Origin of the sequence: Methanogenium sp. S4BF (assembly GCF_029633965.1) — an archaeon.
In the GTDB taxonomy this organism is placed as follows: domain Archaea; phylum Halobacteriota; class Methanomicrobia; order Methanomicrobiales; family Methanomicrobiaceae; genus Methanogenium.
Genome location: NZ_CP091277.1, coordinates 712,195 through 723,554 on the forward strand (window position 1 = coordinate 712,195; position 11,360 = coordinate 723,554).

Annotated in this window: 14 protein-coding genes; 4 read left to right on the forward strand and 10 right to left on the reverse strand. The window is 46.9% G+C overall.

What is annotated here, in order from left to right; genetic code table 11:
- Nucleotide 1: 1 nt before the first annotated feature.
- The 7 genes from L1S32_RS03455 to L1S32_RS03485 form a co-directional block, all read right to left on the reverse strand.
- Nucleotides 2–1,864 (reverse strand): type II/IV secretion system ATPase subunit, encoded by a 1,863-nt coding sequence (locus tag L1S32_RS03455; protein WP_278156169.1) that lies wholly within the window; start codon nucleotides 1,862–1,864, stop codon nucleotides 2–4.
- Between the two features lie 4 nt (nucleotides 1,865–1,868).
- Nucleotides 1,869–2,609, reverse strand: coding sequence for an ATPase domain-containing protein (locus tag L1S32_RS03460; protein ID WP_278156172.1), 741 nt, complete (start codon nucleotides 2,607–2,609; stop codon nucleotides 1,869–1,871).
- Between the two features lie 17 nt (nucleotides 2,610–2,626).
- The gene (locus L1S32_RS03465) at nucleotides 2,627–3,118 is read right to left on the reverse strand and encodes a flagellar protein FlaF (protein ID WP_278156173.1); all 492 of its coding nucleotides are present in this window, start codon (nucleotides 3,116–3,118) and stop codon (nucleotides 2,627–2,629) included.
- A gap of 9 nt (nucleotides 3,119–3,127) precedes the next feature.
- On the reverse strand, nucleotides 3,128–3,628 hold the full coding sequence (locus tag L1S32_RS03470) for a flagellin (protein ID WP_278156175.1): 501 nt from the start codon (nucleotides 3,626–3,628) through the stop codon (nucleotides 3,128–3,130).
- Between the two features lie 2 nt (nucleotides 3,629–3,630).
- A complete protein-coding gene (locus L1S32_RS03475) occupies nucleotides 3,631–4,506 on the reverse strand; it encodes a FlaD/FlaE family flagellar protein (protein ID WP_278156177.1) in 876 nt (291 codons plus the stop codon).
- Between the two features lie 182 nt (nucleotides 4,507–4,688).
- Entirely contained in the window at nucleotides 4,689–5,264 is a 576-nt protein-coding gene (locus L1S32_RS03480; protein WP_278156179.1) for a flagellin, read from the reverse strand.
- Between the two features lie 165 nt (nucleotides 5,265–5,429).
- Nucleotides 5,430–6,008 (reverse strand): archaellin/type IV pilin N-terminal domain-containing protein, encoded by a 579-nt coding sequence (locus L1S32_RS03485; RefSeq protein WP_278156181.1) that lies wholly within the window; start codon nucleotides 6,006–6,008, stop codon nucleotides 5,430–5,432.
- 255 nt (nucleotides 6,009–6,263) lie between these two features.
- Here L1S32_RS03485 and L1S32_RS03490 point away from each other — a divergent pair, with 255 nt between their 5' ends.
- Nucleotides 6,264–6,929, forward strand: coding sequence for a hypothetical protein (locus tag L1S32_RS03490; protein WP_278156183.1), 666 nt, complete (start codon nucleotides 6,264–6,266; stop codon nucleotides 6,927–6,929).
- Nucleotides 6,930–7,016: 87 nt separating this feature from the next.
- Here the strand turns inward: L1S32_RS03490 and speB are convergent, their stop codons facing one another.
- Both speB and L1S32_RS03500 read right to left on the reverse strand, forming a co-directional pair.
- Entirely contained in the window at nucleotides 7,017–7,871 is an 855-nt protein-coding gene (gene speB, locus L1S32_RS03495; protein ID WP_278156185.1) for an agmatinase, read from the reverse strand.
- Between the two features lie 15 nt (nucleotides 7,872–7,886).
- Complete coding sequence (locus L1S32_RS03500; protein WP_278156187.1) at nucleotides 7,887–8,270, reverse strand: translation initiation factor IF-5A; 384 nt, start codon at nucleotides 8,268–8,270, stop codon at nucleotides 7,887–7,889.
- Between the two features lie 79 nt (nucleotides 8,271–8,349).
- On the opposite strand from L1S32_RS03500, the gene L1S32_RS03505 reads away from it, so the two are divergent.
- The 3 genes from L1S32_RS03505 (at nucleotide 8,350) to L1S32_RS03515 (ending at nucleotide 10,771) form a co-directional block, all read left to right on the forward strand.
- A complete protein-coding gene (locus tag L1S32_RS03505; protein ID WP_278156189.1) occupies nucleotides 8,350–9,135 on the forward strand; it encodes a bifunctional fructose-bisphosphatase/inositol-phosphate phosphatase in 786 nt (261 codons plus the stop codon).
- Nucleotides 9,132–9,947 carry an NAD(+)/NADH kinase gene (locus L1S32_RS03510; RefSeq protein ID WP_278156190.1) on the forward strand — a complete coding sequence of 272 codons (816 nt, stop codon included), beginning with the start codon at nucleotides 9,132–9,134 and terminating at the stop codon, nucleotides 9,945–9,947. Before L1S32_RS03505 ends, L1S32_RS03510 begins: the two co-directional genes overlap by 4 nt.
- A 95-nt stretch (nucleotides 9,948–10,042) precedes the next feature.
- Nucleotides 10,043–10,771, forward strand: a complete 729-nt coding sequence (locus L1S32_RS03515; protein ID WP_278156192.1) for a DUF169 domain-containing protein — start codon at nucleotides 10,043–10,045, stop codon at nucleotides 10,769–10,771.
- 65 nt (nucleotides 10,772–10,836) lie between these two features.
- Here the strand turns inward: L1S32_RS03515 and L1S32_RS03520 are convergent, their stop codons facing one another.
- Nucleotides 10,837–11,289: a hydrogenase maturation protease gene (locus L1S32_RS03520; protein ID WP_278156194.1), complete on the reverse strand. Its 453-nt coding sequence runs from the start codon at nucleotides 11,287–11,289 to the stop codon at nucleotides 10,837–10,839.
- Nucleotides 11,290–11,360: the final 71 nt, after the last annotated feature.

The following is an 11,360-nucleotide window of genomic DNA, read 5'->3' on the forward strand; positions in this document are numbered from 1 at the left end:
ATCAGATCTCAATTTTCAGCAGGCCCTGTTTCTTGATCTTCGTGATCATATGATACAGGTCCCAGAATCCTGTATATCCTGCTTTATGAAGCCGTTCTAATATCCGAGCCCTTTTTTCAACTTCCTGGTAGATTTCGGCTCTCCGGTCTTCGGGGAGTCCGAGAAGGGTGGCAATCTTATTTTCCAGAAGGAAACTGCTTCCGTTCCCCGGAAAATCAAACGTATCGGTAACCGGGTTCCAGACAAACATCGCCACAAATGAAAAACCACCTGTTTCAGGGTCATATCCTACCAGTTCATTGACAGAGAGCATTCTGCGCACCATGTCACCGTTTGGCCTGCGTACTGCACTCTGAATAATCACGATATTCAGGTTGTCGACATGGGCGATAGGGATATTAATGGGGTCACTGCAGAGACGCTGAATCAGTTTTTCAACAGAAGCGGCGTGGAATGTGCTCATGACCGGGTGGCCTGTCTGCATCGCACCAAATGCAACTGCACCCTCGGAACCTCGTATTTCACCCACAAGAATCTGGTTTGGCCTCTGTCGCAGCGCTGCACGCAGGAGATCAAACATGGTAACCGATCCGCCCTCTCCTTCACCGCTCCCTTTTCCTTTGGATACCTCACGGGTCCAGTTTTTATGGGGAACAGTCAGTTCGGGAGTATCTTCAATGGTTACAATCTTATTTTCCGGCCCGAGGAAGGTGGTGATAGCATTGAGACTCGTTGTCTTTCCGGATGCTGTTTCGCCGCTGACAAAGAGCGACATCCCGTATTCCAGACAGATCCAGAGATAGGAAGCAACCATATAGTCTGTCGTCTTCCATTCAATCAGCTGAAGAATGCTTGCCGGTTCTTCACTGAATTTACGGATGGTAAAGTTAGACCCGTGTTTACTGATTTCAGTACCATATACGATATTTATACGGGACCCATCCGGGAGGGTCGCATCAACGATTGGATCACGATAGGTAAGCGGCCGTTTGATGCGTTCTGCCATACGAATTACAAAATCATCAATTTCATTTGATTGTCTGAATTCGACGGCAGATTTAAGGCCTTTAAATATTTTATGCTCGATAAATATTGGCCCTACTCCATCACAGGTGATATCTTCGATATATGAATCATTCAGGAACGGCTCCAGAATTCCCATACGGATTTTGTCCCGGATAAGCAGATATTCAATGGAATTAAATTCCATCCGGGTCAGGATCAGCTTTCCCTCCGGCGTTGTGGGCACTTCAGGCAGTTTCGCTTTTTTTGACTCATTTTTCTCCGTAAAATCAGTATTCAGAAATGCGATGATCTTTTCTTTCAGTCCTTTTTCTGCGGTATCTCCGGCTGTGAGAGTCTTTACATCTTCATCAGGCCCGACAATATGAGTAATTTCCCGCAGCACCCGGCGCAGCACTTCAATCCGCTGCTCATCGGTGATTGGGTCCTCTTCAAAACTGTCAATAAAGTCGACAAGTTTCTTCTCCACATGAGCCATCATTTCGGTGACACTGTGAAGGAATGACGGCTCAATGGGAATATAGAAATTTCTGACATCATTTTCATCCGGAAAGATGTGAATAAATGTCATATCACTTACCGGATAGATGAGATTCGGGCTTTCCATCCCCTTGACATCACGTGTAAGTTCAGAGAAAAACAGCGGGATCCCAAAGGTATTCACGGGAAATATCTGGAGATATTCAAGAAGATGGGGTGCCTGCTTTACATACTCCTTTGCGTTCGCCGGAAGCATCCGGAATAATGCACTGGCTTCAACCGATTTTGCATCATAGGATAATGATTCATCAGCATCTTCAGGCGTGAACGGAAGATTGATTGAAGCGCTTAATGTTCCCATTCTTCTACACCCGTGCCATTGAAATCGGAATAATCTTCATGCCAAAACCCGGGTGTACTTCAAATGAAACGATATTTCCGGTTGTTCTCCGTGCCCCGCGAATCTTAACCACCTCCATGACCATGACATATTTCTGGCCGACAAGCGCCCGCTTCATCATCAGATGTGCATCACAGATAGAACGGATTCTTACGAGGGTATCCTCCTGGAAAGCATAGGTGTGAAGCGTGATGAGTATCGTTTTTCCGGTATCAACCATGGTTTTACAGTTGGTGAGAAATGCAAGGAGATCCGACTGATCGGTGGATTCGGTTAATAGTGTCAGAGAATCGATGATGATGACATCTGCCTTTGATTCACGCATATGTCTGATGATTCGCCGTAACATTCCCTGCATCTCTTCCGGACCCCATTCAAACCCGATGGTATGCATGGGAAAAATACGAAGATGACCCCATGCAAAGAAATCAGAGATATCAAGGCTCATGGATTCCATCTGGCTCAGGAAGCTTTTTGCTGTATTCTCAGAAGTATAGAGATCAACATTCATGCTCCCTTTCAGACCGCCCCAGATGATCTGTTGGGTGATGACACTCTTTCCGGTATCATTTTCTCCTTCGATAAGTGTCAGGGATTCCAGCGGAAGGCCATCCGCGAGTTTTTTATCAATATCAGGATACCCGGTTGAGAGAATTTTCTTATCATCCCCGCCCAACAAATCTCCTAGTCCATTCTTTCTGCTCATTGGCATCCCCCTGTTGATTATGTATTCACATATGCGGAGTCATATACACCGTTCGGAGTGGCGACCTTTATCCATGACGGAGTGATTCCAGCGGTATATGTCACGGTCATCGTCACTGCCTCCCCCGGATCGAGCTCATTTGGATGGACGACATCCGGTGTTATCTGCGACGCATACCAGGTATTATCTGTTCCCGGCGTATCGGTGTACGGGACCAGTATTGGTTGCGCTCCCGGATAGATCATATATATATCCATGTACTTAAACTGCGAGATCTTCTCATTCCCGCTATTATTGACAATCATATCGAGGGTATGTGTTTCATTTGATACCGTGATATCAAAAATATCGATGGATGTGTGCATCCTCAGTTCCTGAAGACGGAAGCGTTCTGCCTGTGACATTGTCACAATATCTGATGTGGCGAGTATTCCTCCGACAACGACATATGCTGTGATAATCAGGAGCACCAGAGCAATAGCAGTTGCAATAAGGCTTGCGCTTCCCATAATTCCACCTTATGATACAGTATACTGGGTTGAGACAGAAACACCGTTAGGCAGTACAAACTGGAAATATGCATACTCCCCCGATGAGAATGTGGAGGCGTCAACTGCCAGCGTGATTTCTACTGTTTCACCCGAATCCCAGTATTCATTTGCTGTTCCGACATCCCGTATGGTAAATGTCCACTGACCGGACGAAGGGACCCCGGCAGTATTGATCATGTAATCAAAATCTCCCGGAATGCCAAAATAAACATCCGATGAAGAGATATCCGTGTCAGCAATCCTGATTGAACCGATATTTTTAATCCAGATTTTAGAACTGCCGTCTGCTGCAGAGTATGCATTGACAATCTTCAGATCGGTCCGCAACCGTTCGTCCGAACTCTGTGACGATTCGGTGAATGTACTGGTTGCAGAATAAATAACCGGAAAAAAAGCATTCACCAGTATTGCCGCAGCTACAATGGCAGTGATAAGAAATATTGCGGTGGTGAATGTTTCACTTGACATTCTTAGATCCTGTCAAGCATGTCAATCCATTCATCTTTTGCCAGTTTTGTTTTGATTTTTCCGGATTGTTCTTCCGGTGACGACTGCCCGGCCCGCATATCCATGAGGACTTCGATCATATCGCGGTCCAGTGACGAATCACTGGGTGACAGAATTCTGTTGAGCACATACAGCTCGGAAACGAATTCATCCGAGCTTATTTCATGGGATTCACCCAGACTCTCAGGCATGAGACGGGCGATATCATTGACCTGCTGATAGGAATCATCCGAGATATACCCCATTGTCCGGTATGATTCAATCATGATTTCAAGTCTGTCATGCCCGTATTTTTTGACCATTTTATTGGTCCATTCAAACAGGCGGTGAAGTTTCTGGAGACGTACCTTCTCAGGAGGTGCATCCTTATCTACGGGAGCGAGCTCCTCCATCTTTCGCTGCAGGGAAAGAAGCAGGGATTCATCCTTCGATAACTGGGAAAACCCGTGAGACGGCATGCCTTCTGGAACCAGAATGCCGGATTGCTGCATCGCTCCGGTATTCCACGGTTCAGGGTTACCCTGCAACGCTGGTTCTGCCGACGACGACGGCTGCATCGCAGGCTGCACTGCAGTCTGCTCAGGTTTCAGTACAGGTTCTTCCAGATCCTCGGTCAGTTTCTCCGGCACAGAACTGCGTTTTGGCACTTCAGTCTGCATAGAAGCGACAATGAACGGGTTTTCCATTTCATTCATTCGTTCCCGGATATCGATGAGGAGTCGCTTTATAGATTTTTTGAGAAGATCAACCTCGTCCTGAAGGTTCTGCAGCTTAACCTCCGGATCGTCAGCAGAGGCCGAACTGATAATGTGGTCCACCTGCGATTGATTTATAGCCATAACTATACTTAATTTAAATAGGATAGTATAAATACTTTTATAATATTCCCAATTCCGGATAAATCCTATTTTCCTTTTTTGGGGAATCTAACTACTAAATATCCCTTTGTTCCGGTTTTATGGAAATTCTGGACAATTAAATATAATACTATTCGATACAGCCTGTCAAAAAAAGAAAATTATTAATAGAGTAAGTTGACTTTGTCAATCTTTGCCGGAGTGGTTCTTTTCAGTCCGAATGCAGCACCCGTTGATGGTCTGATCTCCAGGTTGAATTTGGTGTTTGTTCCGAGTGCTGTCGTCGATACTGCGATGATGGTGAATTTGTCCTCACCCTCCAGAAGAACATCCGTATCTGATGCACCATTGGTGATATTCCATTCTTTCGTACCGGCCACCGTTGCATTGAGGGGATCTGTCCCATCAAGGATTTCTACCGCCGATTCTGTGGCATACACCATCTGCACCGTGCTGAAATCAACGGGCGACCCTCCTGCGGCAAGGCCAAGGGTGAACCGAATTGCTTCGATGTCATTGTCATCATCCGCATCAAGACCGTACACATCCCCGATGATTTCCATACTGGATGACGCCATGTCAACACTCGTATAGACAACTTCCTGAGATTTCTGTGTGGTGAAGAAACCAGCGCCCAGCACAACATATGAGAATACTGCGGCAACGACGACAAAAGCGATAAGCACAATTGCTGCCTCAAGGCCGGTGAATCCCTCATCTTTATTCCTGTTTTGTTTCATTTTATACCCCCGTGTGTTCGTTATCTCATAACCATGAGAGGAGTTATGATGACCATTTCTTTTTTGGAAGGTATAAATACTCTAATGAGATCGACCTGATGAAAATCTTCAATACAACAGGAAGAAAGAATGCCCTAAAAACTGCGCAATGAGAAGAAAAAAAGATTAGTAGAGAAGATTTACTGCATTAATCTTAGCTGGGATTGTTCTTTTTAGACCAAAAGATGCTCCGGTGGATGGTCTAATTTCAAGATTAAATTCCTGGTTTTCTACCAGTGCTACTTTTGGCTTGGCAAGAATTGTAAATTTATCTTCACCTTCTAAAAGCACATCACTAGTAGTAGCACCTTCAAAGATACTCCAGTTTCCGGTCCCTGGATTGGTTGTACTCACCAGAGTTGGAGACTTATTAAGAATGTCAACATTGGCACTGGTAGCAAATACCATCTGCACCGTGCTGAAGTCAACCGGCGATCCACCTGCTGCAAGACCAAGAGTGAATCGAATCATATCAACTTTAGTTGCACTTGCAGTATCAAGCCCATACACATCGCCAATAACTTCCATACTGGATGATGCCATTTCAACACCGGTATAGACAACTTCCTGTGATTTCTGTGTGGTGAAGAAACCGGCGCCGAGTACTACGTATGAGAATACTGCGGCGACCACAACGAATGCAATGAGCACAATTGCGGCCTCCAGACCGGTGAACCCTTCATCACGGTTCATTATTTTCTGCATTTTTTGCCTCCTTTCTGTTGTTCATCGGAATGATGATTAACAAAGTATATCTCGCAGGTCCAATATATATAAGTTTTGTATATATCCTGCTTTTCACCCCATTATTCTGCCCTATATTTAAACGAACAGGGTAATTGCAAGACTCATCTGCCTATCAGTCACGGTATGCTCCTTAGACTCCATTGGCACATATCACCCGCCTTCCGGAGAGTTATATCCAATATGCTTTAATGCACACATGTCCATTATTTTAGCATGGATAAGAAGGATCTGGCATTCTTTGGAGCGGCGATTGTCATTGTCATCGTCGTTGCCCTCATTGGGAAACCTCTCATGATGGGCGAACCAATACCATTTCTGCCATCAGCGGAACCTTCCGTCAACCCCAATGAACCCCTCCCCATTCCGGCCGTCCTTCCTACAAGAACTCCCAAAGTGACCGAGACACCGGTTCCGACGCCCACACCAGTCTGGGACGGAGAAGTGAAAACGGTCAGTTATGTCGATCCGTCAACATACAATATCGAGACGCCGGAAAAGCTCGTCATGGGCGAGCAGCCGGCCCCCTACCAGCAAAATCGTACGATGACTACCTACGCAGTCATTCAGGGCGAGGCAAGCGGCGTCACAGAAATTGTTGCCATCCCGTCCGGATACTGGGAGATGCATATTACATTTGATCCATGGACGGACAGTCCCATCAACTCATATCTTGAATTCCAGATCCGGAATGCTGAGGACAGGTCTGATTATCAGACATTCAATTCCGTTGATGAAGGCCCCCGTGTATCCAAGGAGGCGGGAGGACAGAACATGTGGGTTATCGAGCGGTACGAAGCCGGCAGCTTTTATTTCGTCATTAACGAACAGCTGCTGAAATCATATACCATAGAGATCCTGATTCCAAAAACGGACATATAATATATGTCCATTTTACGGGACCATAAGGGATAAACTTAAATAAACCACGACAAATGAAAGAGGCCGGATAATCCGGATTCTTCCGGACTATCCCTGATTTTTTATCCGGTGACCTGCAATAAACTCACGTACGAGTTTTGCTGCCACTGCCGCCGTCTGCCCTGCATCAATGGGACATACTTCCATGTAATCAAACGCCTCTGCAAGCGGTCCGATTGTTCTGATGACATCCCGGACATCAAAAGGGGTTATTCCAAACGGCTCCGGGGTGCCGAGGCCGGGAGTAAGACAACAGTCGATAGCATCCGCATCGATGGACAGGTATACACTCCTTCCATTGATCTTTTCAACAATTTCTTTCAGAATATCGGTAATTCCCCGTTCACGGACATAGTCAGCGGAGTAGAGATTCAGGTTTTGTGCGAAGGCAAACTCTTCTTCGGTTCCGCTTCGCGCACCGATAATGAAGATCTCTTTTGCCCCTGCTTCTGAAACCCTGCGGGTGATGCATGCATGATTATAAGGGGTATTCCCAAATTCATCCCGCAGGTCAAGATGCGCATCACAGACCACAAAACATTCAGAACGAAATGCCCGGTACGCGCCAAGGGTGATGCTATGCTCCCCTCCCAGTAGAACAGGAATTTTCCCGTCTGCTGCAATCTCAGCAGTGATCTCAAAAACTGCATCAACGACATCCTCAGGAAGCGAGGGGACTTCCAGATTGCCGAGATCATGAATTTCTGCTTCGCTCAGCGAATATTGATATTCAGGGAGATACTGTTCAAAATTATAACTGACCTTCCGTATTGCATCCGGACCATGCCGCGTGCCTGCTGCAAATGATGTGGTACCGTCATAGGGCACCCCGAAAATAACATACCGTGCATCTTCATACGGGGTTTCGGCATCCGCAAAAAGATTGTTGGTAAAATATTGCATGTTGGATATCAGGCTTTAGATATCGAGTTTGCGCTTTCCCAGTGATGCAATGATGGGGATCTCCGCTCCTGCTTCAATGCTTTTGAGCTGTTCGTCAGTGACGTCAAGGTCAAACATTTCGTAGTCCTTGATATCCATGAACTGAACGGTATTGCCTGCGATGGAGATAACCTGCGCGCTTTTCCGCTCGACGATGGGGACATAGGTTTTTGCTGATACCGGCTGAACAATCGAGCGCTTCATCCCGTCAAAGATGCCGACGACATCAATTCGTGCCTTTGCGGCGCCGTGTTTTCCGGGTTTTGATGTTGCAATTGAAAGAATCTTGCAGGGTTCATCATCAACAACTACATATCTGCCTTCTTTCAGTTTTCCTATTTCGGTCTGTTGTTTACTCATGATGATCAATCTCGGAATAGATATCTCGGTAAAATTAAATAAATACAATGGTAATGTCCACGTAATAACAGGTTCAGGTATGAGTTTTTTTTCACTATTCGACGAGATTACGTCAGCAGTATCAGATGCCATCACCGATATTGCAGGTACACCGGATGCCGGAATAATTGTTGAAATGGGAGCAGACGGTACACCGACAAAGGCAATTGACAAAATTGCAGAAGATGTCATTCTCTCCTCTCTTCGTACCGCTGAAGCATGCGGCGAGGTTATCAGTGAAGAAGCAGGCAGATGCCGTGTCTCTGATGCAGACGGCATCATCATTCTTGACCCGATAGATGGCACCTATAACGCAATCCATGGAATTCCCTATTATGCAATCTCTGCAGGATATATGGAAAATGGGGAGGTTATTGCTGCATATATCAGCAATCTGGGATTTCACGAGGTATTTACCGCTGAGAAAAATGGTGGTGCCTTTCTGAACAGAAAACCCATACGGGTCTCTGCTGTTGACACGCTTGATACCGCCACGTTCAGTCTGTATGGTAAGCGGCACCATATCGATTCGGTGATGGAGATCGCAGGTACTGTCAGGCGGTGGCGCCATCTTGGTGCGTCTGCCCTCGAACTTGCCTATATCGGATGCGGAAGAATCGATGGGTTTGTCGATATGCGCGGAACGCTCAGATATACCGATGCAGCCGCAGGCATGCTAATATGCGAGGAGGCAGGCGGCAGGGTTACCTCTGCCGTGGGTGAACCGGTCGCATTCTCTGAAGACGTCAGAGAGGGGAGAACGCTGGTCGCTACCAACGGGTTATTGCAGGACGAAATTATCCGCTGCCTGGAGCACTCTGCATGAAGATCAAAATTATTCCGCGTCCGGATGATGTCCGTGCTGTCAGGTATGCACGAGAGCTTGGGGTAAAATTTCTAAATGATGGTCAGACGATCTGGTTTGAACAGGGGAACCCACTCAATGAGTCATTCCACCTGTCTCCCCTGACGGATGCGGATGCCGATATTGCCGTTGTTATCGGAGGAGATGGATCGGTTCTTCATGCAGTGCAGTCGATGAAGCCCCAGGTGCCTCTCGTCGGCATCAATTTTGGGAGGGTGGGGTTCCTTGCAGACCTTGAATCCGATGAGGCATACGCGTTTATCGCACAGTTGCACCCGGAAACCATGGAAACCGAAGCCCGAATGCGCGTGGAAATTTCTGTGGATGGAAAAATATGCGGCTGTGCACTCAATGAGGCTGTTATTGTCACAGAACGTCCGGCAAAAATGCTTCAGTTTTCCATCATTGTAGATGGCATCCCGGTGGAGGAATTCCGTTCCGACGGACTCATCATCAGTACACCCACCGGGTCAACCGCATATGCAATGAGTGCCGGAGGCCCGATTGTTGACCCGAAAGTGAAAGGCTTTCTGCTCGTTCCCCTGGCACCGTTTATGCTCTCTTCGCGCCCCCATCTCATTTCAAGCGAACGCAACCTCGCGGTTCAGCTGGATAGCGATAAACCGGCAAGCCTTGTGATTGACGGCCAGTATGCAGGAGAATTGCATAATGAATCCCTGATTACCGTTACCGCATCCCCGGAACCGGCACTCTTCATCAATGTCAGGAAAAATTTCTTCACGAAAGTGGACCGGAAACTCAGGACGTTATAGCGATACCAGAGTCTTTCTCCCTTTTTTTGTCAGTGACATAATATTTATCATTCTCCCGACTGATGTGAGACTGTATTGGAATAGCTGGTGAAACAATGATCGATGAAAACAAAATGGACCTTAATTATCAGGAAATTGCAGATGCATTTAAGATGGCCGGTATATCCGGTTCCCCTGTCGCGGTGAAATTTGCAAAAACCGAAGAGGGGATTCCTGATGGCGTGGAGGAGATCTCAGAAGCCGTCCGTCACTGTAAGATGGTAAGTATGGCACGGACCGAGGGGAGCATTCTCTTTGCACGTGCAGACAAGCACCAGTGTATGGGTGGTGCATGGGCCCTTGGCCTGAGGGAACTCTCTCCCACCCTGAAATCCGGCGAATTTTATTTCAAACTGGGCAAATTTGCATCCTGGGCCGGATGCATGCGGACGATTGACTCGGTGCCTCATGTCCATCCGCCGGGTGGTGAGGAAGTCAGCACCTATGCAACCGTCTATGCACCTCTGGAGAAAACACCCTTTGACCCGCATGTTGTCATCATCATGGCACAGCCTCTCGTCATGCTGAAGATTGCGCAGGCAGTTCTTTACAAAACCGGCGGGCGCATCCATACCAATATGTCGGGAATACAGTCAGTGTGTGCAGACACCTGCGCCTATCCGTACATGTCCGGTGAAGTAAATTTTTCACTCGGATGCGATGGATCACGAAAGTTTTCGGGCATTGCTGACGACCTGATGGTAATGGGAATCCCTGCCGAACTGATAAAAGATGTTGCAGATGCCTTACCGGTAATTCTGGGTGCTGCAGGTTCAAAGAAATAAGGATGAAACGGCCAGGTTTCAGACTTCTGATGAGAGATCACGATGTGATTTCTCTCCAGAATACATCATTCTTTTTTTATCGTGCTCAGAATTCGTTCACATGCATCTTCTACTGCCCGCTCCATTTCAGGACTCATCGAATCAGAGAACTCTTCAACTGTCCCTGCCTCTATCCCAATAATTGTTATCTGCGGACAGATACCCAGTTCTTCAGCAATATTTACTGCATCAAGCACCCCGATATCAGATAACGAGAGCGGGAAAAATTCGTTGGAGGGCGGTTTTGAAAAGACCATAATCTCTCCGATATGCGTCCCATATCCTGTTGTTGCATCGACCAGAATGATGTGGTCATATCCTTCCATCATCGGGATCAGGCCCAGTCCGCCAACACCACCCTCAATGACATCTATCTCCGGATGGATTTCATGCAGCATGTCAATGACACGGACACCTACCGCATCGTTTCCCATCAATGGGTTGCCACAGCCGATCACCCGCACACGTTTATTGCTCATCTAAATCTTCCTGATGATTCCGGCACCCACCGAATTTGAAAACAACTCTCCATCCAATAGTATAATGCTTA

Excerpts from the sequence above, each read along its gene's own strand:
- L1S32_RS03485 (WP_278156181.1), bottom strand. The coding sequence starts at position 6,008 with ATGCAGAAAATAATGAACCGTGATGAAGGGTTCACCGGTCTGGAGGCC.
- L1S32_RS03475 (WP_278156177.1), bottom strand. The coding sequence starts at position 4,506 with ATGGCTATAAATCAATCGCAGGTGGACCACATTATCAGTTCGGCCTCT.
- L1S32_RS03520 (WP_278156194.1), bottom strand. The coding sequence starts at position 11,289 with ATGAGCAATAAACGTGTGCGGGTGATCGGCTGTGGCAACCCATTGATG.
- L1S32_RS03490 (WP_278156183.1), top strand. The coding sequence starts at position 6,264 with ATGGATAAGAAGGATCTGGCATTCTTTGGAGCGGCGATTGTCATTGTC.
- L1S32_RS03470 (WP_278156175.1), bottom strand. The coding sequence starts at position 3,628 with ATGTCAAGTGAAACATTCACCACCGCAATATTTCTTATCACTGCCATT.
- L1S32_RS03515 (WP_278156192.1), top strand. The coding sequence starts at position 10,043 with ATGATCGATGAAAACAAAATGGACCTTAATTATCAGGAAATTGCAGAT.
- L1S32_RS03455 (WP_278156169.1), bottom strand. The coding sequence starts at position 1,864 with ATGGGAACATTAAGCGCTTCAATCAATCTTCCGTTCACGCCTGAAGAT.
- L1S32_RS03480 (WP_278156179.1), bottom strand. The coding sequence starts at position 5,264 with ATGAAACAAAACAGGAATAAAGATGAGGGATTCACCGGCCTTGAGGCA.
- L1S32_RS03460 (WP_278156172.1), bottom strand. The coding sequence starts at position 2,609 with ATGAGCAGAAAGAATGGACTAGGAGATTTGTTGGGCGGGGATGATAAG.
- L1S32_RS03510 (WP_278156190.1), top strand. The coding sequence starts at position 9,132 with ATGAAGATCAAAATTATTCCGCGTCCGGATGATGTCCGTGCTGTCAGG.
- L1S32_RS03465 (WP_278156173.1), bottom strand. The coding sequence starts at position 3,118 with ATGGGAAGCGCAAGCCTTATTGCAACTGCTATTGCTCTGGTGCTCCTG.
- L1S32_RS03505 (WP_278156189.1), top strand. The coding sequence starts at position 8,350 with ATGAGTTTTTTTTCACTATTCGACGAGATTACGTCAGCAGTATCAGAT.
- speB (WP_278156185.1), bottom strand. The coding sequence starts at position 7,871 with ATGCAATATTTTACCAACAATCTTTTTGCGGATGCCGAAACCCCGTAT.
- L1S32_RS03500 (WP_278156187.1), bottom strand. The coding sequence starts at position 8,270 with ATGAGTAAACAACAGACCGAAATAGGAAAACTGAAAGAAGGCAGATAT.